Origin of the sequence: Aurantimonas coralicida DSM 14790 (genome assembly GCF_000421645.1) — a bacterium.
GTDB classification, from domain to species: domain Bacteria; phylum Pseudomonadota; class Alphaproteobacteria; order Rhizobiales; family Rhizobiaceae; genus Aurantimonas; species Aurantimonas coralicida.
The window spans coordinates 1-20,173 of record NZ_ATXK01000014.1 but is presented as its reverse complement, the minus strand read 5'-3'; the positions used below and the strand labels follow the sequence as shown (position 1 = coordinate 20,173).

Annotated in this window: 20 protein-coding genes; 15 read left to right on the top strand and 5 right to left on the bottom strand. The window is 67.0% G+C overall.

The annotated features are described in order from the left end of the window. Positions 1-31: 31 nt before the first annotated feature. The 14 genes from H536_RS0120260 to lpdA all read left to right on the top strand — a co-directional run bounded on the left by H536_RS0120260 (position 32) and on the right by lpdA (position 15,638). Positions 32-289 carry a hypothetical protein gene (locus H536_RS0120260; protein WP_024352185.1) on the top strand — a complete coding sequence of 86 codons (258 nt, stop codon included), beginning with the start codon at positions 32-34 and terminating at the stop codon, positions 287-289. A 9-nt stretch (positions 290-298) separates the two neighbouring features. Beyond that, entirely contained in the window at positions 299-1,192 is an 894-nt protein-coding gene (gene pdxY, locus H536_RS0120255) for a pyridoxal kinase PdxY (protein ID WP_024352184.1), read from the top strand. A 145-nt stretch (positions 1,193-1,337) separates the two neighbouring features. Next, positions 1,338-1,988 carry a carbonic anhydrase gene (locus H536_RS0120250; protein WP_024352183.1) on the top strand — a complete coding sequence of 217 codons (651 nt, stop codon included), beginning with the start codon at positions 1,338-1,340 and terminating at the stop codon, positions 1,986-1,988. A 194-nt stretch (positions 1,989-2,182) separates the two neighbouring features. After that, the gene (locus H536_RS0120245; RefSeq protein WP_156421811.1) at positions 2,183-2,731 is read left to right on the top strand and encodes an AprI/Inh family metalloprotease inhibitor; all 549 of its coding nucleotides are present in this window, start codon (positions 2,183-2,185) and stop codon (positions 2,729-2,731) included. Positions 2,732-2,824: 93 nt separating this feature from the next. Further along, on the top strand, positions 2,825-3,985 hold the full coding sequence (gene zapE / locus H536_RS0120240; protein ID WP_024352181.1) for a cell division protein ZapE: 1,161 nt from the start codon (positions 2,825-2,827) through the stop codon (positions 3,983-3,985). A gap of 501 nt (positions 3,986-4,486) precedes the next feature. Continuing rightward, a complete protein-coding gene (gene mdh, locus H536_RS0120235; protein WP_024352180.1) occupies positions 4,487-5,449 on the top strand; it encodes a malate dehydrogenase in 963 nt (320 codons plus the stop codon). Positions 5,450-5,465: 16 nt separating this feature from the next. Further along, entirely contained in the window at positions 5,466-6,029 is a 564-nt protein-coding gene (locus H536_RS0120230; RefSeq protein WP_155898574.1) for a hypothetical protein, read from the top strand. Positions 6,030-6,090: 61 nt separating this feature from the next. Further along, positions 6,091-7,281 carry an ADP-forming succinate--CoA ligase subunit beta gene (gene sucC, locus H536_RS0120225; RefSeq protein WP_024352178.1) on the top strand — a complete coding sequence of 397 codons (1,191 nt, stop codon included), beginning with the start codon at positions 6,091-6,093 and terminating at the stop codon, positions 7,279-7,281. Positions 7,282-7,356: 75 nt separating this feature from the next. After that, positions 7,357-8,268 carry a succinate--CoA ligase subunit alpha gene (gene sucD / locus H536_RS0120220; protein WP_024352177.1) on the top strand — a complete coding sequence of 304 codons (912 nt, stop codon included), beginning with the start codon at positions 7,357-7,359 and terminating at the stop codon, positions 8,266-8,268. Between the two features lie 194 nt (positions 8,269-8,462). After that, positions 8,463-11,447, top strand: coding sequence for a 2-oxoglutarate dehydrogenase E1 component (locus H536_RS0120215; RefSeq protein WP_024352176.1), 2,985 nt, complete (start codon positions 8,463-8,465; stop codon positions 11,445-11,447). 68 nt (positions 11,448-11,515) lie between these two features. Further along, a complete protein-coding gene (gene odhB / locus H536_RS0120210) occupies positions 11,516-12,802 on the top strand; it encodes a 2-oxoglutarate dehydrogenase complex dihydrolipoyllysine-residue succinyltransferase (RefSeq protein ID WP_024352175.1) in 1,287 nt (428 codons plus the stop codon). Between the two features lie 77 nt (positions 12,803-12,879). After that, positions 12,880-13,638: an SDR family oxidoreductase gene (locus tag H536_RS0120205; RefSeq protein ID WP_024352174.1), complete on the top strand. Its 759-nt coding sequence runs from the start codon at positions 12,880-12,882 to the stop codon at positions 13,636-13,638. Between the two features lie 95 nt (positions 13,639-13,733). Next, positions 13,734-14,159 carry an MAPEG family protein gene (locus H536_RS0120200; RefSeq protein ID WP_051141666.1) on the top strand — a complete coding sequence of 142 codons (426 nt, stop codon included), beginning with the start codon at positions 13,734-13,736 and terminating at the stop codon, positions 14,157-14,159. 69 nt (positions 14,160-14,228) lie between these two features. Further along, entirely contained in the window at positions 14,229-15,638 is a 1,410-nt protein-coding gene (gene lpdA, locus H536_RS0120195) for a dihydrolipoyl dehydrogenase (RefSeq protein WP_024352172.1), read from the top strand. Between the two features lie 112 nt (positions 15,639-15,750). Here lpdA and H536_RS24585 read toward each other — a convergent pair whose 3' ends face one another. The 3 genes from H536_RS24585 to H536_RS0120180 form a co-directional block, all read right to left on the bottom strand. Beyond that, positions 15,751-15,927, bottom strand: a complete 177-nt coding sequence (locus H536_RS24585; RefSeq protein ID WP_155898573.1) for a hypothetical protein — start codon at positions 15,925-15,927, stop codon at positions 15,751-15,753. A gap of 144 nt (positions 15,928-16,071) precedes the next feature. Beyond that, a complete protein-coding gene (locus H536_RS0120185; protein WP_024352171.1) occupies positions 16,072-17,160 on the bottom strand; it encodes a TraB/GumN family protein in 1,089 nt (362 codons plus the stop codon). A gap of 53 nt (positions 17,161-17,213) precedes the next feature. Continuing rightward, complete coding sequence (locus H536_RS0120180) at positions 17,214-18,173, bottom strand: tyrosine recombinase XerC (RefSeq protein WP_024352170.1); 960 nt, start codon at positions 18,171-18,173, stop codon at positions 17,214-17,216. A 196-nt stretch (positions 18,174-18,369) separates the two neighbouring features. Here H536_RS0120180 and H536_RS0120175 point away from each other — a divergent pair, with 196 nt between their 5' ends. Beyond that, positions 18,370-18,804, top strand: a complete 435-nt coding sequence (locus tag H536_RS0120175; RefSeq protein WP_029703776.1) for an OsmC family protein — start codon at positions 18,370-18,372, stop codon at positions 18,802-18,804. Positions 18,805-18,900: 96 nt separating this feature from the next. On the opposite strand, the gene H536_RS0120170 is transcribed toward H536_RS0120175, so the two are convergent. Then, entirely contained in the window at positions 18,901-19,338 is a 438-nt protein-coding gene (locus tag H536_RS0120170; RefSeq protein WP_024352168.1) for a Fur family transcriptional regulator, read from the bottom strand. A gap of 365 nt (positions 19,339-19,703) precedes the next feature. Beyond that, positions 19,704-20,173, bottom strand: a 470-nt coding sequence (locus H536_RS25040; protein ID WP_205620017.1) for a hypothetical protein, incomplete at its 5' end; no start/stop codon positions are given.

Below are 20,173 nucleotides of genomic sequence, written 5' to 3'. Positions count from 1 at the left end.
CCTCGCGGGGGTTTTGCGACAGAGCTTTCCCATGACCCGGCCTCACGACGACGACGCGCAGCAACGCGAAGCCAAGGCGATCCTGGAACGCATCCGGCAGGAAACGGAGCCGCAGATCGGTGCCCATACCTTCTCGCTCCTGTTCCGCACCCGCGACCATTTCATGGCGACCGATGCCGACCCGAACGACCGCATCGAGGTCATCGGCACGCGGATCGGCCGGCTGGCGGGCATTGTCGGCTTCATCGTGTTCGGGCTTATGCTCGCCGATTTCCTCATGCGTTCCTGAACATCCGACATGTCGATAGCCGCGTCTTCCGCCCATCACGACCGTCCGGCGGTCATCTGCGTCTCCAGCCATGTGGCGCGCGGCACGGTGGGCAACCGGGCCGCCGTCTTCGCGCTGGAATCGCTGGGGTTCCCGGTGTGGTCGGTGCCCACCGTGACGCTGCCCTGGCATCCGGGGCATGGGCCGGCGACGCGGATCGTGCCGCCGGCCGGCGATTTCGCCGCGCTGATGGATGATTTGGCCGGATCGCCCTGGCTCGGCGAGGTCGGGGCCGTGCTGACCGGCTATTTCGGCGATGGCGAACAGGTCGAGCCGACGGCGCGGCTGGTGGAGGCGGTCAAGCGCGCCAATCCCGGCGCCACCTATATCTGCGACCCGGTGCTCGGCGATCGCGGGCGCATGTACCAGTCGCAGGCGACGGTCGACGCGATCCGCGACCGGTTGATCCCGCTGGCCGACATCGCGACGCCGAACCGCTTCGAGCTGGAATTCCTCACCGGGCTGGAATTCACCGACAATTCCCATCTGATCGAGGCGGCGGCGACGCTCGGGCCCGAGGCCGTCGTGGTGACCTCGGCCTTCCCGATGCTGCGCGGCGGGATCGGCAATCTTCTGGTGCGTGACTTCCAGGCCATTCTCGCCGAACACCGGGTGGTGGAGAATGCGCCCCACGGGCTCGGCGACCTGACGGCGGCGGTGTTCCTTGCCCGCACCCTGTCGGGCGCCAAGGGCGAGAAGGCGCTGCAGAGCGCAACGGCGACGGTGGTCGAGATCCTGGCGCGGACGACCAAGCGGGGGGCCGACGAGCTGACGCTGGAGACCGATACGGACAGCCTCAAGCATCCGATGGCGATGGTGCAGATGCGCCGTCTGGCCTATCCGGGCGGCGGCCGGCGCGCCTGAACTGCGTGGCCGCGTGGATTTCACGTGAAACATCGCTTGCCGTCGGCGCTGCCTGTATCTAGTTCGAGGAACGCGTCCCCGCGACGACAGCGGGGCGGGCCCGGCCTGATTGATTGCGCCGGGGCAAGCCGGTAGTGATCTGATCATGACGAAGTATCTTCCCGACCATCTCCTCAACGGCTATCGCGCCTTCCTGGCGAACCGCCTGCCGCAGGAGCGCGACCGCCTGCGCGACCTGGCCGAGCAGGGCCAGCATCCCAAGACCATGGTGATCGCCTGCTGCGACTCCCGCGCCGCGCCGGAAACCCTGTTCGACGCCGCACCGGGCGAGATTTTCGTGGTGCGCAACGTCGCCAATCTGGTGCCGCCCTACGAGCCGGACGGCGAGTATCACGCGACCTCGGCAGCGCTGGAATTCGCGCTGCACGCCCTGAAGGTCGAGCATGTCGTGGTCCTCGGCCATGGCGGCTGCGGCGGCATCCACGCCGCGCTGTCGCCCTCGGCAGAGCCGCTGTCGCCGGGCGATTTCATCGGCAAGTGGATGAGCCTGCTCGATCCCGTGTCGAAGGCCGTCGGCGCCAACGACCACATGACGGCGCGCGAGCGCCAGGCGGCGCTGGAGCGCATCGCCATCCGCTATTCGATCGCCAATCTGCGCACCTTCCCGACGGTCGAGGCGCTGGTGAAGGAAGGCAAGCTGTCGCTGCACGGCGCCTGGGTGGACATCGCCTCGGGCGAGCTCTGGGCGATGGACCCGGATACCGGCGATTTCCAGCGACCGCTGGCCGGCGAGTGATCAGGTCGTTTGCTGCGCCGCACCGGGCGATTTGCGTGTGACAATGGCCACAATCACGTGCTTGCGTTACGTTTTGGCACAATGGCATCTTGCGAAATGATCGCAGGGTTCGATCTATGGATGCGACGGACCGGCCGGCAGGTCGGATTGGCGAGGGACAGACATGCCGGGGAAAGTCTTCAATGACGCATAAGATGAAAGCCGGAGCGGCCGTCGTGGCACTGCTCCTCGTGGCGGGCTGCTCGCGGTCGATGCCGGAGATGGGACGCGACACCGGGCCGGCTCCGCTGCCGCCGGCACCTGCGGGCCGCGTGTCGGCCGACCAGCTGCCGCCACCCCCGCCGCCGCCGCCGCCCGGCGCCAGCACCAACGCCTCGGCCGACTTCAACGCTTCGGCCGGGAACGACGGCGACGCGACGGCCGATGCCGGTGGGAACACCCAGGTCGCCTCGACCAGCTCCGAGCCGCTGTCGCGCACCAGCATGACCGGTTTTTACCAGGTCTCGGCCAGCGGCGGGAACTGCCGGGTCGGCCTGACGCTGACCCAGTATGACGAGAACTACAACGCCGCCTCGATGGGCTGCCCGGGCCGGCTGGCGGATGTGCGCCGCTGGTCCACCACCGGCAACCAGCTGCAGCTCAAGGATACGTCGGCGAACGTGATCGCCACCCTGACCTCGTCGGGCAAGAACCGCTTCACCGGCCAGACCACCACGGGCGTGCCGGTCGAGCTGTACCGCTAGAACGACCTAGAGACGATCGACGCCGGCCAGCGTGACGCGGCCGGCGTCGCCGTATCGGCCGTTTTCCAGTCGTTGAGTCGTGAAGGCGTGTCAGTGGCCGTGAATGCCAGGGAAAAGTCGCGCGGGCCGGTCCGGTCGGCGCTGGAACGCCTGATCGTCTCGGGCGAGATCGAGGCGGATTCGATCCAGCGCAGGCTGGCCGACAAGCTCGACCATCTCGACCAGGTCCTGTCGGCCGACATGGTCGCCTCCAAGAAGAGCGCGCTCGGCTGGCTGTTCGGCAAGAAGCGCGAAGCCGATCCCATCCGCGGGCTCTACATCTACGGCGATGTCGGCCGCGGCAAGACCATGATCATGGACATGTTCTTCCGCAGCGCCTCGGTCGCGGCCAAGCGCCGGGTGCATTTCCACGCCTTCATGGCCGACGTGCACGAACGGATCGGCGCGCACCGGGCGGCGGTCAAGGCGGGCACCGCCAAGGGCGACGACCCGATCCCGCCCGTGGCGCGGCAGATCGCCGACGAAGCGCGGCTTCTGTGCTTCGACGAGTTCACCGTCACCGACATCGCCGACGCGATGATACTGTCGCGGCTGTTCAAGGCGCTGTTCGACAACGGCATCGTCCTCGTCGCCACCTCCAACGTCGCGCCGGACGATCTGTATCGCGACGGGCTGAACCGCGGCCTGTTCCTGCCCTTCGTCGATACGCTGAAAGAGCATGTCGAGATCTTCGAGCTCGACGGGGCCGACGATTACCGTCTCGCGGTGCTGGGACGGGACGATCTCTATGTGACGCCCCTCGGCGAGGCCGCCGATGCACAACTCGACACGATCTGGACCCGGCTCCTCGACGGCACGAAGGAGGCGTCGGCCTCGCTCTCGGTGAAGGGCCGCACCATCGCGGTGCCGCGGGCCGGCAACGGCGCCGCGCGTTTCGCCTTCGAGGACCTCCTGACCCGCGCGCTCGGCGCGCAGGACTTTTTGGCTCTGGCACGGCGCTACCACACGCTGGTTCTCGACCGGGTTCCGGTCATGGCCGAAGCCGAGCGGAACGAGGCCAAGCGGTTCATCACCCTGGTCGACGCGCTTTATGACGGCGGCCGCCGCCTGGTGATCTCGGCCGAGGCGCCGGCCGACCAGCTCTACCGCGCCCGCTCGGGCACCGAGAAGTTCGAGTTCGACCGTACCATCTCGCGGCTGCACGAAATGCGCAGCGCGGAATATCTCGAACGCAACGCGGTTCCGGGCGCCTAGGCCAGCCGGCGATTGCAGGGCTGCGGCCGGTTTGTGCATCCGGTTGCGGCTGGATCGGGGGTCCTGGCCCCGGCTTGACCGTCGCCCGTTTCGGCGGTTCGGTGGCCCATGAGGCCCTGCGAGGCCTGCAATTGGCCCTGCGGACGAATGTTTCTGCGCCGACACGGACTTCTTGCGCTCTGGCGCTTCCGCCTTGATCGGGCTTGCCAATTGCTTTTACGTTTACGTAACCCCCAATGCATCTAACCGTTTGAATTCCTTGAGGCCCGTTTTCGCCGGTTGCATAAGCTACCGGTGCGGTCTATTGCCATGCCGCAACGGGGGCACCGTTGCGATGTCTTTCGTCCACTCGCTCGCGCGCGCGGAAGAACTCGCTGCGGCTGTCCCGGACAAGGTCGGATTCGGCGAGACGGGCGACACTCTCCCTTTTGCTGTGTTCGAAGACCATCCAGGCGGTTGCCGGTGCCGTTGCGGCCCGGCCTGCAGCAGAAGGATCAGCCCGTGGCACGCAAGAAGATCGCACTCATCGGTTCCGGCATGATCGGCGGCACGCTGGCGCATCTCGCCAGCCTGAAGGACCTCGGCGATGTCGTCCTTTTCGACATCTCCGAGGGGACGCCGCAGGGCAAGGCCCTCGACATCGCCCAGTCCGGCCCGGTCGAGGGCTTCGACGGCCATCTGTCGGGCGCCAACGACTATGCGGCCATCGAGGGCGCCGATGTCTGCATCGTCACCGCCGGCGTGCCGCGCAAGCCGGGCATGAGCCGCGACGATCTTCTCGGCATCAACCTCAAGGTCATGGAGCAGGTCGGCGCCGGCATCGCGAAATACGCGCCCGACGCCTTCGTCATCTGCATCACCAACCCGCTCGACGCGATGGTCTGGGCGCTGCAGAAGTTCTCGGGCCTGCCGAAGTCCAAGGTCGTCGGCATGGCCGGCGTTCTGGATTCCTCGCGCTTCCGCACCTTCCTCGCCGACGAGTTCAAGGTTTCGGTCGAGGACGTCACCGCCTTCGTTCTGGGCGGCCATGGCGACACGATGGTGCCGCTGACCCGCTATTCCACCGTGGCCGGCATCCCGCTGCCGGATCTGGTCAAGATGGGCTGGTGCTCGGCCGAGCGGCTCGAGGAGATCGTCCAGCGCACCCGCGACGGCGGCGCCGAGATCGTCGGCCTGCTGAAGACCGGCTCGGCCTATTACGCGCCGGCCTCCTCGGCGATCCAGATGGCCGAGAGCTTCCTGAAGGACAAGAAGCGCGTCCTGCCCTGCGCCGCCGCCCTCAAGGGCGAGTACGGCCTGAAGGACATGTATGTGGGCGTGCCCTGCGTCATCGGCGCCGACGGCGTCGAGCGGGTGATCGAGATCGAGCTGGATTCCGACGAGAAGGGCCAGTTCGAAAAGTCGGTTGCCTCGGTGCAGGGGCTCATGGAAGCCTGTCAGGGCATCGCGCCCAATCTCAAGTAAGCCAGTGACCGGATCCGTGTCCTCCTCTCTCTCGCTGATGGGCGGCGTCCTCGCCGCCCTGACGGTGCCGGTCGCGGCACTGGCGGGCGAGAGCGTCTACACGGATCTGGATCTCGACGTCTGCGAGACCGTCGCCATCGCCGCCGAAGACGGCGGCTCGGGCGAGTGGATCTGTCCCGGCATCGAGGGCCGTGCGGTCTTCGTCTCCGAGGGCGATCTGCGCGTCTCGATCGGCTTCGGCGCGGTGCCGGAATTCCAGAGCTTCGCCCCGTTCAATTCGCTCGGATCGACGATCGAGTGGCGGGTGGACGAGCGCGGCGCGCCCTATGCGGCGATCGTGCGCTATCATCTCGACGGCGCCGAGGTCGGCGAGACGAGCGACGTGCTCCTCGTCTCGCGCGTCGGCAACGGCGAGACACCCGGCTGTGCGGTAGCCGTGCTCGATGCTGGCAACGAACAGGCGAACGGCATGGCGCGCGGCGCCGCCGATCTCAGCACCATCTTCCAATGCGGACGCGACCGGCCGGTGCTCATCGGCACGGCCGGCGGTCCCGCCTCATCCTTCGGCGGTCTGCAATGACCGTTTCTCCCATCATGCCGGATCGTTCCCGCCGGCAGGCTTCTCAAAAGGAAGGCACTTCATGAACATCCACGAGTATCAAGCCAAGGAAGTCCTCAAGGGCTTCGGCGCGCCGGTCGCCAGCGGTGTGCCGATCACGCAGGTCTCCGAGGCGGAGGCCGCCGCCCGGCAGCTGCCCGGTCCCCTCTATGTCGTGAAGAGCCAGATCCACGCCGGCGGCCGCGGCAAGGGCAAGTTCAAGGAACTCGGCCCGGACGCCAAGGGCGGCGTGCGCCTCGCCAAGTCGGTCGAGGAAGTCGTCCAGCATGCCACCGAGATGCTCGGCAACACGCTGGTCACCGCCCAGACGGGCGATGCCGGCAAGCAGGTGAACCGCCTCTATATCGAGGACGGCGCGGATATCGACCGTGAGCTCTATCTCTCGATCCTCGTCGACCGCGCGGTCGGCCGGGTGGCCTTCGTCGCCTCCACCGAGGGCGGCATGGACATCGAGACCGTCGCCCACGAGACGCCGGAGAAGATCATCACCGTCGCCATCGACCCGCTCGAGGGCGTGACCGAGGCGGATGCCGGCAAGCTCTGCGATGCGCTGGAGCTCAACGGCCAGGCTCGCCAGGACGGCATGTCGCTGTTCCCGATCCTCTACAAGGCGTTCACCGAGAAGGACATGAGCCTTCTGGAGATCAACCCGCTGATCGTCATGACCGACGGCCGGCTGCGCGTCCTCGACGCCAAGGTCTCCTTCGACGGCAACGCGCTGTTCCGCCACGACGACATCAAGGCGCTGCGCGACGAGAGCGAGGAAGACGCCAAGGAAATCGAGGCGTCGAAATACGACCTCGCCTATGTCGCCCTCGACGGCGACATCGGCTGCATGGTCAACGGCGCCGGCCTCGCCATGGCGACGATGGACATCATCAAGCTCTACGGCAAGGAGCCGGCGAACTTTCTCGACGTGGGCGGCGGCGCCGACAAGGCGAAGGTGACGGCGGCGTTCAAGATCATCACCGCCGATCCGGCCGTGAAGGGCATCCTCGTCAACATCTTCGGCGGCATCATGAAATGCGACGTCATCGCCGAGGGCGTGGTCGCAGCCGTCAAGGAAGTCGGGCTGAAGGTGCCGCTGGTCGTGCGCCTGGAAGGCACCAATGTCGACAAGGGCAAGGCGATCCTCAACGACAGCGGCCTCGCCATCACCGCGGCCGACGATCTCGACGACGCAGCCAAGAAAATCGTTGCGGCGGTCGGCTGATGCGATCCGGCCGCCCGATCGGCGCGGCCGCCATCCCGACTGCTGACTGACCCTCTACGGAGTTCCCCAGAACCCATGTCCATTCTCGTCGACAAGAACACCAAGGTCATCGTCCAGGGCCTGACCGGCAAGACCGGTTCCTTCCACACCGAGCAGGCGCTGGCCTATTACGGCACGCAGATGGTCGGCGGCACCCATCCCAAGAAGGGCGGCGAGATGTGGGAGGGGCAGTCCGACGGACGCACCGTCCAGCTGCCGATCTTCTCGTCCGTCGTCGAAGCCCGCGACAAGACCGGCGCCACCGCTTCGGTCATCTACGTGCCGCCGGCCGGCGCAGCCGCCGCCATCGAGGAGGCGATCGACGCCGAGATCGGCCTGATCGTCTGCATCACCGAGGGCATTCCGGTGTCCGACATGGTCCGGGTGAAGGCCAAGCTCGACAAGTCGAAGTCGCGCCTGCTCGGCCCCAACTGCCCGGGCGTGCTGACGCCGGAGCAGTGCAAGATCGGCATCATGCCGGGCAACATCTTCAAGACCGGCAATGTCGGGATCGTCTCGCGCTCGGGCACGTTGACCTACGAGGCGGTCTTCCAGACCACCAATGAAGGGCTCGGCCAGACCACGGCTGTCGGCATCGGCGGCGACCCGGTCAAGGGCACCGAGTTCATCGACATGCTGGAGATGTTCCTAGCCGACGACGAAACCAAGTCGATGATCATGATCGGCGAGATCGGCGGTTCGGCCGAAGAGGAAGCCGCGCAGTTCCTCAAGGACGAGGCCAAGAAGGGCCGCTCCAAGCCGACCGTCGGCTTCATCGCCGGCCGCACGGCGCCCAAGGGCCGCACCATGGGCCATGCCGGCGCGGTCGTCTCCGGCGGCAAGGGCGGTGCCGAGGACAAGATCGCGGCGATGGAATCGGCCGGCATCCGCGTGTCGCCGTCGCCGGCACAGCTCGGCAAGACGCTGGTCGAGCTGCTCAAGGGCTGATCGTCCGGCTCATGTCGGACAGGCGGGGCGTCCAGGCGATGCCCCGCGACAGGAACGGGTTCCCGCGTCACGGCAATGCCCGAAACGCGGGGAAGAAGGATCGAAACACGGGTGCCGGCCGCGATTCGCGCGTCCGGCATCATCGATGAATCGCTGATAGGAGACGGCCCCCGAACGGTGGTCGCAACGATACGATGGCACGCAATCAGGCGAACGAAACCTTCGCGCTCACCTCGTTCCTGTACGGCGGCAACGCCGACTATATCGAGGATCTTCACGCTCGCTACGAGACCGATCCATCCTCGGTCCCGGCCGAATGGAGCGACTTCTTCAAGGAGCTGAAGGACGATCGCGACGACGTCATCAAGAGCGCGGAAGGTCCCTCCTGGGAGCGGGCCAACTGGCCGATCGCCGCCAATGGCGATCTGGTCTCGGCGCTCGACGGCGACTGGGGCCCGACGGCCCAGAAGATCGAGGCCAAGGTCAAGCAGAAGGCGCAGGAATCGGGCGTCGACCTGTCCAGCGCGGCCGTCCAGCAGGCTGCGCAGGATTCGGTCCGCGCGATCATGCTGATCCGGGCCTACCGCGTGCGCGGCCATCTGCACGCCAAGCTCGACCCGCTCGGCATCGCCAAGCCGGCGGACGACGACTACAACGAATTGTCGCCCCAGGCCTACGGCTTCACCGAGGCCGATTTCGACCGCAAGATCTTCATCGACAAGGTGCTCGGCCTCGAGTTCGCGTCGATCCGCGAGATGGTCGACATCCTCGAGCGGACCTATTGCACGACGCTCGGCGTCGAGTTCACCCACATCTCCAATCCGGAGGAGAAGGGCTGGCTGCAGGAGCGGATCGAGGGCCCGGACAAGGGCATCGCCTTCACCGAGCAGGGCAAGAAGGCGATTCTCAACAAGCTGATCGAGGCCGAGGGCTTCGAGAAGTTCCTCGACGTCAAGTACAAGGGCACCAAGCGCTTCGGCCTCGACGGCGGCGAATCGCTGATCCCGGCGCTCGAGCAGATCATCAAGCGCGGCGGCCAGCTCGGCCTCAAGGAGATCGTCTTCGGCATGGCCCATCGCGGCCGCCTGAACGTTCTCAGCCAGGTCATGGCCAAGCCGCACCGGGCGATCTTCCACGAGTTCAAGGGCGGCTCCTACAAGCCCGAGGACGTGGAGGGCTCGGGCGACGTGAAGTACCATCTGGGTGCCTCGTCGGATCGCGAGTTCGACCAGAACAAGGTGCATCTGTCGCTGACCGCCAACCCGTCGCATCTGGAGATCGTCGATCCCGTCGTGATGGGCAAGGCGCGCGCCAAGCAGGACGCCATTGCCGGGCGCACGCGCACCGAGCTCGTGCCGCTCGACACCCGCTCCAAGATCATGCCGCTGCTGATTCACGGCGACGCGGCCTTCGCCGGCCAAGGCGTCGTCGCCGAGTGCTTCGGCCTGTCCAGCCTGCGCGGCCACCGGGTCGCCGGCTCGCTGCACTTCATCATCAACAACCAGATCGGCTTCACCACCAATCCGCGGCTGTCGCGCTCCTCGCCCTATCCGTCCGACGTGGCGAAGATGGTCGAAGCGCCGATCTTCCACGTCAATGGCGATGATCCGGAAGCCGTGGTCTACGCGGTGAAGGTGGCGACCGAATACCGGATGAAGTTCCACAAGCCGGTCGTCATCGACATGTTCTGCTACCGCCGCTACGGCCACAACGAGGGCGACGAGCCGGCGTTCACCCAGCCGATCATGTACAAGGCGATCCGCCAGCATCCCACGACGCTGGAGATCTACACCAAGAAGCTGATCGCCGAGGGTGTCGTCTCCGAGGCGGATGTTGAGGAGCGCAAGGCCGAGTGGCGCAAGACGCTGGAGGCCGAGTTCGAGGCCGGCCAGTCCTATCTGCCCAACAAGGCCGACTGGCTGGACGGCGCCTGGGCCGGCCTGCGCAAGGCCGAGGAAGTCGACGAGCCGCGCCGCGGCGTGACCGGCGTGCCGCTGAAGACGCTGAAGGAGATCGGCGCCAAGCTGTCGGCCGTGCCGAAGGGCTTCAACGTCCACCGCACCGTCAAGCGCTTCCTCGACAACCGCTCCAAGATGATCGAGAGCGGCGAGGGCATCGACTGGGCGACCGGCGAGGCCCTGGCCTTCGGCACGCTGGTGACGGAAGGCCATCCGGTCCGCCTGTCGGGCCAGGATTCGGAGCGCGGCACCTTCTCGCAGCGCCATTCGGTGCTCTACGACCAGGAGGACGAGACCCGCTACGTGCCGCTCGCCCATCTGGCCAAGGGGCAGGCGATCTACGAGGTCATCAACTCGATGCTCTCGGAAGAGGCGGTGCTGGGCTACGAATACGGCTATTCGCTCTCCGAACCGAATGCCCTGACCCTCTGGGAGGCCCAGTTCGGCGACTTCGCCAATGGCGCGCAGGTGGTCTTCGACCAGTTCATCTCGTCGGGCGAGCGCAAATGGCTGCGCATGTCGGGCCTCGTCTGCCTGCTGCCGCATGGCTACGAGGGGCAGGGGCCGGAGCATTCCTCGGCCCGGCTGGAGCGCTTCCTGCAGATGTGCGCCGAGGACAACATGCAGGTCGCCAACGTCACGACGCCGGCAAACTATTTCCACATCCTGCGCCGGCAGCTGAAGCGCGACTTCCGCAAGCCGCTGATCCTGATGACGCCGAAGTCGCTGCTGCGCCACAAGCGGGCGGTGTCCGACCTGTCGGAAATGTCCGGCGACACCTCGTTCCATCGCCTGCTCTGGGACGATGCCGAGATGCGCAAGGATTCGCCGATCAAGCTGGTCAAGGACGACAAGATCCGGCGCGTCGTGATGTGCACCGGCAAGGTCTATTACGACCTTCTGGAAGAGCGCGAGAAGCGCGGCACCAACGACGTGTACCTGCTGCGTCTCGAGCAGCTCTACCCGTTCCCGGCCAAGGCGCTGATCCACGAGCTCGCCCGCTTCAAGCAGGCCGAGATGGTCTGGTGCCAGGAAGAGCCCAAGAACATGGGTGCCTGGTCCTTCGTTGACCCCTATCTGGAATGGGTGCTGGAACATATCGGTGCCGAGAAGCGTCGCGTCCGCTATACCGGTCGCAACCCCGCCGCCTCGCCGGCGGCCGGCACCATGTCGACGCATCAGGCGCAGCTGGCGGCCTTCCTCGAAGACGCCCTCGGCTGAGCCACCCAGACGCCGCGCTGAAACAAGGTCGTCCCGACCGAACCCGACCAGAAGAGATCTGAAGAGCGATGAGCACCGAAATCAAAGTCCCGACGCTGGGTGAATCCGTTACCGAGGCCACCATCGGCCAGTGGTTCAAGAAGCCCGGCGACCGGGTCGAGATGGACGAGACGCTGGCCGAGCTGGAAACCGACAAGGTGACGGTCGAGGTGCCGGCTCCCGCCGCCGGCGTGCTCCAGGACATCGCCGTACCGGAAGGCGAGACCGTCGCGGTCGGCACGGTCATCGGATCGATCGGCGAGGGCTCGGGTTCGGATGCCGGCACCACGGCGCCGACGGAGAAGCCGAAGAGCCAGGAAGCCAGGGCGGATGCCGGCGGCGAGACCAAGGCCGATTACGGCGGCGGCGCGAAGGGTGATGCCGCATCGCCCGCGCAGGAGGCCGGCAAGGGTTCCGGCGAGATGCCGGCGGCGCCGTCGGCCCGCAAGATGATGGAAGAGAAGGGCCTGTCCGACGGCGACGTCGCCGGCTCCGGCAAGCGCGGCCAGGTCCTCAAGGGCGACGTCCTCGAGACCATCGCCCGCGGCGCGCCGTCTAGCCCGCAGGAAAAGCCGCAGGTTCCCGCTGCCCGTGCGCCGTCCGCCGGTGACGACGAGAGCCGCGAGGAGCGGGTCAGGATGACCCGCCTGCGCCAGACCATCGCCCGGCGCCTGAAGGACGCGCAGGACACGGCCGCCATGCTGACCACCTTCAACGAGGTGGACATGACCGCGGTCATGGAGATGCGCAAGAAGTACAAGGACCTGTTCGAGAAGAAGCACGGCGTGAAGCTCGGCTTCATGGGCTTCTTCACCAAGGCGGTCTGCCACGCGCTGAAGGAAGTCCCGGCGGTCAATGCCGAGATCGACGGCACCGACCTGATCTACAAGAACTACGCCCATATCGGCGTCGCCGTCGGCACAGCCAAGGGCCTCGTCGTGCCGGTGGTGCGCGATGCCGACCAGATGTCGATTGCCGAGGTCGAGAAGGAGATCGGCCGGCTCGGCCTGATGGCCCGCGACGGCAAGCTCGGCGTGTCCGACATGCAGGGCGGCACCTTCACCATCTCCAATGGGGGCGTCTACGGTTCGCTGATGTCGACGCCGATCCTGAATGCACCGCAGTCGGGCATTCTCGGCATGCACAAGATCCAGGAGCGGCCGATGGCCATTGGCGGCCAGGTGGTGATCCGGCCGATGATGTATCTGGCGCTCAGCTACGACCACCGGATCGTCGACGGCAAGGAGGCCGTAACCTTCCTCGTGCGGGTCAAGGAGAGCCTGGAAGATCCCGAGCGTCTGGTCCTCGACCTCTAGGCGTTTGGCGAAGAACACATGCGTCTGGCCGGGATGGACCCGGCCGGTCCCGAGTTTGAGTAAGGGAGTACGGCCTGATGGCTGACGGAGTGATGATCGTGACCGGCGGCTCGCGCGGGATCGGCGCGGCGACCGCAAAGGCCGGTGCCAAGGCCGGCTATGCGGTCGTGGTCAATTACGCGTCCAACGAAGCCGCCGCCAACGCCGTCGTCGCCGACATCGAGGCCGCCGGTGGCAAGGCCGTCGCGGTCAAGGGCGATGTCGGTGTCGAGGCCCACATCCTGGCGATCTTCGAGGCGGCCGACCGGCTCGGCCCGCTGACCGCGCTGATCAACAATGCCGGCATTGTCGACGAGGCCGGGACGCTGGCCGAGATGACGGTCGAGCGGCTGGAGCGCATGTTCCGCATCAACATCACCGGCAGCATCCTGTGCGCCCGCGAAGCGGCAAAGCGCATGGGCAAGAGCCATGGCGGCAAGGGCGGCGCGATCGTCAATCTGTCGTCGGTCGCGGCCAAGCTCGGCGGACCGGGCCAGTATCTCGACTATGCCGCCTCCAAGGGCGCCATCGACACGTTGACCGTCGGTCTCGCCAAGGAGCTGATCGACGACGGCATCCGCGTCTGCGCGGTGCGTCCGGGCATCATCGACACCGACATCCACGCCTCGGGGGGCCAGCCGGACCGGGTGGCCCAGCTCGGGCCCGGCCTGCCGATGAAGCGCGCGGGCACGGCGCAGGAAGTCGCCGGCGCCATCCTGTGGCTCGCCTCCGACGCGGCCAGCTATTCGACCGGCGCGATCCTCGACGTGTCCGGCGCACGCTCGATCTGGCCGTGATCCAACGATCCGCGCTGCGCGTAATCGCAGCGTAGCGGCTTCCATCAACGCATGGCCACGATCGCAGAGGACGGGCCGGCAGAAGGACGCGCAGCATGGAAACCGAGATCGCCGCGACGTTCGCCGCAACGCCGATGGAGCTGACGCTCCTCGTCTGGTCGGTGATCCTGGGGCTTGTCATGCTGGCCGTCCACATCGTGACGGCGATCCCCGCCATCGGCCCGAAGACCGCCGCCTCGTCGCGCGAGGGTGACCCGCGGCCGACCGGCGGACTGGCCGGCCGCGCCCGGCGCGCCTTCACCAATTACATGGAAACCTACCCGTTCTTCGCCGCGGCGATCCTCGGCCTGATCGTGTCCGGCCAGACCGGCGGGCTCGGGCTGACCGGCGCCCAGCTCTGGTTCTGGGCCCGCGTCGCCTATGCGCCGATCTATTATGCGGGCATCCCCGTCATCCGCACCCTCGCTTTCGTGATCTCGATCTTCGGGCTGATCCTGATGGTCTATGATCTCCTCGCCTGACGTTGGCTTCCGCCGACCTTATCTTCAAGACACCGGGCCACGGCCCGCACCGCACGAACAGGACTGGACATGGCTGAACCCTTCGACCTCGTCGTCATCGGATCGGGACCCGGCGGATATGTCTGCGCCATCAAGGCGGCGCAGCTCGGCCTCAAGGTCGCCGTCGTCGAAAAGCGCAAGACCTATGGCGGCACCTGCCTGAATGTCGGCTGCATTCCGTCCAAGGCGCTGCTCTACGCGTCGGAGATGTTCGCCGAGGCCAATCACAGCTTCGGCGAGCTCGGCATCGCCGTCGAGCCGAAGCTCGAACTGTCGAAGATGCTGGCCCACAAGGACAAGACGGTGAAGTCGAATGTCGACGGCATCGCCTTCCTGTTCAAGAAGAACAAGATCACCGGCGTCATCGGCACGGGCCGCATCAAGTCGGCCTCCGAGGTGGAGGTGGCGAAGGAAGACGGCACCACCGAGACCCTGTCGGCGAAGAACATCTGCATCGCCACCGGTTCGGACGTCGCCGGCATTCCCGGCGTCGAGGTCGCCTTCGATACGGACACGATCGTGTCCTCGGACGATGCCATCGCCCTGCAGAAGGTCCCGGAGACGATGGTCGTCGTCGGCGGCGGCGTGATCGGGCTGGAGCTCGGCTCGGTCTGGGCCCGCCTCGGCGCCAAGGTCACCGTGGTCGAGTATTTCGACAAGGTGCTCGGCCCGATGGACAGCGAGGTCTCCACCGCCTTCCAGAAGCTGATGGTCAAGCAGGGCCTCACCTTCAAGCTCGGCGCCAAGGTCACCGCGGTGACGAAATCGGACAAGGGCGCCTCCGTGAGCTTCGAGCCGGCCAAGGGCGGCGAGGCGGAGACGCTGGACGCCGACGTCGTGCTCGTGGCCACGGGGCGCAAGCCGTTCACGGCAGGTCTCGGTCTCGAAGAGGCCGGCGTTGCGCTGGACGATCGCGGCCGGGTCGAGATCGACGCGCATTTCAAGACAAATGTCGACGGGATCTATGCCATCGGCGACGTGGTGAAGGGGGCGATGCTCGCCCACAAGGCCGAGGACGAGGGCGTCGCGCTGGCCGAGATCCTCGCCGGCCAGGCCGGCCACGTGAATTACGACGCGATCCCGTCGGTGGTCTACACCTCGCCGGAAGTCGCCTCGGTCGGCAAGACCGAGGAAGAGCTGAAGCAGGCGGGCGTCGCCTACCGGGTCGGCAAGTTCCCTTTCATGGCGAATGGCCGCGCCCGCGCCATGCTGCAGACCGACGGCTTCGTGAAGTTCCTGGTGGATGCCGAGACCGATCGGGTGCTGGGCTGCCACATCCTCGGCGCCGATGCCGGCGACCTCATTGCCGAGGCGGGGCTGCTGATGGAGTTCGGCGGATCGTCCGAGGATCTCGCACGGACCTCGCATGCCCATCCGACCCTGTCGGAAGCCATGCGCGAGGCGGCCCTCGCGGCCTTCGCCAAGCCGATCCATATCTGACCGGAGCGCCGGGCGGGATCGCCCGCCGGCGTTTCACGTGAATCATTGCGCGCCATGAAAAAGGCCCGGCTGCCAGAAGCAGCCGGGCCTTTTCTCGTTTGGGAGCGCGCGATCAGCTCTTCTTGTCGGGCGTCGCGACCGGTGCGGTGTCGGTGCCGCTCGTGTCGGCGGTGACGATCGGGGTCATCGGCGCGTCGGCCGTGACATGCGACGCGCAGGCGGCGACCGCTCCGGTGGAGGCGGCGGCCAGCAGGCCGGCGCCCAGCGTGACAGCGAGAAAGGATTTCATGCGGCATGTCTCCTTGGCTGTTGCGATCCGCAAAGCTTAAGGTCGCCACGCCCGCTCCGGCCAGCGGCGAAATGCCGGGCGTCTTCACGTTTCGGTGCAGTCGGGTCCGGGAATGCCGGGCTGCCCCCGGTTCTCTGCACAGGCTCAGTCGGCCCGGGTCACGGTCCAGCCGGCCTCGCGCAGCAGGGCGACGATGCCCTCTTCGCCCGGCAGATGCAGGGCGCCCACGGCGACGAAGGCGGCGCCCGCCGTCAGCATCGGCTGCATGCGTTCCGCCATGCGGCGGTTGCGATCGGTCACGATGCGCTCTTCGAACTCGGCATAGCCGTCGCCGGCGCCGACCAGCACACCGCCATTGGGGATCGCCGCCTCGATCGTCGGCATGATCATGGCGATTCGCCCGTCGACATAGAGCGAGACCATGGTCTCCATGACGTCGGGCAGGTGCTCTGCCAGATCGACCGTGGCGACGAGACCTTCGAGCTGCAGCTCGATCGGCAGGGAGGCGAGGGCCGCCAGCTGCTCGGCCGACGTCTCGAGGCCCTCCACCGGCTTGCCCGCAGCCATGGCGCGCTGCGCAAGGGCCGCGTCGAGCACCGCCGCGCCTTTGGCGCGATGCGCCATCTCGCAGGCCGGCAGCATCAGGCTGATCGACAGGAACCAGGGCTGCAGGGTGCGCACGGCATGGAACGGCATGCCGCGGGCGTCGAGGGCGGCCCTGATTCGCGCCTCCTCCTCGTCGGAGAGAAGATCGGCGAGGGTCTGGCCCTTGGGCAGATTGATCAGATCGGGATGAGCGAGAAACGCGGCGGCGGCCTTTGCCGGCTCGAGGACGTCGGTGGTCTCGATCACCAGGCGCCGGGCATCGGTCAGCGCGGCCTCGGCCGTCTCCCCGAGCGCCAGCACACGCGCATCGGCGAGATGCATGGTGCCGAGAAGAAAGGAGGGCGGCACACCCGGCTTCTCGATGCGGAACAGCTTGCCCTCGCCATTGACGGTCCGGGCCGCTTCCGCCTCGACCGCGGCAAGCCTGCCATCGGCTTCGAGCGTCGCCAGGAGATCGGTCGCCTTGCAGGTCCCGGCGTCGGCCGCCTGCGCCGCGGCGATGCCGGCAAACAGCAGGGCGAGAAGCGCAAGCGGCACCATGAGGCACAGGCGTTCGAGACGGCGCAGGGCCGTGTGGGACGGGGGCAGGCGATCGGGGGCGGCGACGGCGGAAATCAGGTGCAGCATGGCGCGAGCCTAGGCGGCAATTGCGACCAAAGACCTAAGCACCGGGGGGCGAATCAGCCGGCGCGCCGGCGCCGGGCGCGGGGATGGGCGTCCTCGTAAATCGACATCAGCCGGGCCTGATCCACCGCCGTATAGTTCTGGGTGGTCGACAGGCTGGCATGGCCGAGGAGATCCTGGATGGTGCGCAGGTCGCCGCCACCGGCCAGGAGATGCGTCGCGAAGGAATGGCGCAGAGCATGGGGCGTCGCGCTCTCGGGCAGGCCGAGAACGCCGCGCAGCCGCGCCATGGCGCGCTGAACGATCTGCGGCTGCAACGGTCCGCCGCGCGCGCCGCGAAACAGCGCGTTGTGGGCGTTGAGCGGATAGGGGCAGAGACGGCGATATTCGGCGACCGCCTGCAGCACGGCCGGGAGCAGCGGCACCAGCCGGGTCTTGCCGCCCTTGCCGGCGACCGGCATCGAACGGGCCGTTGCGTCGCATAGCGCATCGCCGGGCAGCGACAGGGCTTCGGAAATGCGCAGGCCGCAGCCATAGAGCAGGGTGAGGATAGCGACGTCGCGGGCCGCGATCCAGGCCTCGGCGGCAAAGGCGCCGGCCTCTTCCGTCACCGCCATCGCGTCGCCGACGGTCAGGGGGCGCGGCAGCGATTTCGGCTGTTTGGGCGCCCGCATCGCCTTGGCCCCGGCCGAGGAGGCAAGGCCCTTGCGCTCCAGATGGCGGATGAAGGACCTGACGCCGGCAAGCCCCCGGCCCATGGTCTTGGCGCCCGCCCCGTCACGGCGCCGCGCGGCGAGGAAGCCGCGCAGATCGGCCGTCTTCAGATCGGCGAGATCGGCAAGCTGCGCCGGGCGGGCATGATAGTCGGTGAGGAAGACCAGGAACTGGCGCAGATCGCGCTCATAGGCCTCGATCGTGTGGGGGCTGCTGCGCCGCTCGTCGGCAAGGATCGTCAGCCAGGCCGCCTTCTCGTCGAGAAGCGGCCGGGTCGCGTGGATGAGCGTCGTCTGCGTCAACGCGGTGTCTCCTGCTGCCGCCGGTCCCGCGGCGTGCGCGCGGGCCCGGCCAGCCTATCGCCGCCTTGGTGAACGCATCGTGTTCGCCGGAACTGTTGCGGGCGCCGACGGTTGTTGCGGCAAGGCGGGCCGACCTCCCATTCGGCCGCTGCCACAAACGCAGCGGCCCGGTCGGCGCCAGATCAAGGAGATTCTCATGAAACGGCATGCAACGGCAATCTGGAAGGGCGCACTCGGGGACGGAACCGGCGCGATCACCACGCAGTCGGGCGCGCTGTCCGAACATGGCTATTCCTTCAAGGCGCGCTTCGAGGACGAGAGCGGCAAGTCGGGCACCAATCCGGAGGAGTTGCTGGCCGCAGCCCATGCCGGCTGCTTCGCGATGCAGCTGTCGCATTTCCTCGCCGAAAACGGCACGCCGGCGCAGGAGCTGAAGGCCACCGCCACGGTGAATGTCGAGCAGGTCGAGGCCGGCTTCGAGATCAAGTCCAGCGCCATCGTCCTGGAAGCGACGGTCCTGGGGATCGAGCAGGGCAAGTTCGACGAACTCGCCAACACCGCCAAGGAAGGCTGCCCGGTGTCCAAGGCCCTCGGCGCGATCAGCGTGACGCTCGACGCCAGGCTGGTCTGAGCCGGCCCGCGTCGCGACGAACACTGGAACGAATCGGCCCGTGCTCGAGAGGACGCGGGCCGATTCGCGTCGGGCGTCTCCCCGCGTGAGGGGCGGTCAGTCCGGCCGGCGCTTGCGGCCGTAGAGTTCGAGCCGGTGCGAGACGATCTCGTAGCCGAGCTCGCGGGCGATCTCTTCCTGCAGCTTCTCGATGCGATCGGAGCGGAACTCGACGACCTCGCCCGATTCGATATCGATGAGATGGTCGTGGTGATCGCCGTCGGCGCGCTCGAATCGCGACGGGCCGCCCTCGAAGACATGGCGCTGGATCGCGCCCTTCTCCTCCAGGAGCTTCATGGTGCGGTAGACGGTGGAGAGCGAGATCGAGGGATCGATTGCCGCGGTGCGCCGGAAGATCTCCAGCGCGTCGGGATGGTCGCCGCCATCGGCGAGAATCGTGAGGATGATCCGCCGCGGCCGGGTGATGCGGACACCGGCGTCACGCAGGATGCGTTCGTAACGGCCCGGCGGGTTCGCCTCGGTCCTGTCGCCCATCTGCCTGTCCCCGTGCCATCCCCGTCGCGCCTCTGCAGGCCTGTCGTTCCGGCCTAATACCAAACGGCGCGAAAGGAAAATCTCGCACGCCGGGCCAGGGTCAGGCAGAAGCCGACAGCCGTGCGGCCGCGCCGGGTGTCGCCTCCCTCCTGCGTCGAAGCTGACGACGGCACCAAGGGGATGGCTCCTGCAGGGCCCCATAGGGCGATCCCGGTGCGCTGTGGGCTTCCACGCGCCGGGACGCTTTGTGAATCCGCGATGACGCCGGGGAAGCCTGTGGGGCAGGCGATCCGGCCTGTTTCGGAAAAAGTTCGCTTCCGTCGTTTTTTCCAGAAAGCCGTGTTGACTTCGAAAGCGGGGAGGGCCTATAAGCCACTCATCGACGGCGAGGGCGCCGCCGGCGAGCCCTTCGGTTCGCTCTGGTTTTGGCCCCGCCGCAGACATCCAGAAGAGTTCGCCGGAAACGGCTGGTCTTCGACAGGGTCCAGGGGATGGAAGTCCCGACCGGCCCGCCGCCATCGTTTGTTCGGTGTCGTGCTCTTTGAAAACTGAAGATTGAGAAGAAAGAGAAGCGTGGGCGGCGGATTGTTTGCCTGGAGCTTCGTGTCGGTTTCCTTTCCGATTGCGAGGCATCCATGAGAGAACGATCGATCGTTATCACGTTTCGGTATGAGAGTGTACGGCTTGAGCCTGACTGCTGCGGTCTTCGGATTGCGGTGTGAGGTTTGAGCAGGCTGGATCTTTTTGCACTGGTTGGCAGCGATGCCGACTGGTGATTGTGCGTTTGGTTTCGGCCGAGCGGGCAGGGGGTCTGGTTTTAAAAGTATCTCTCGTC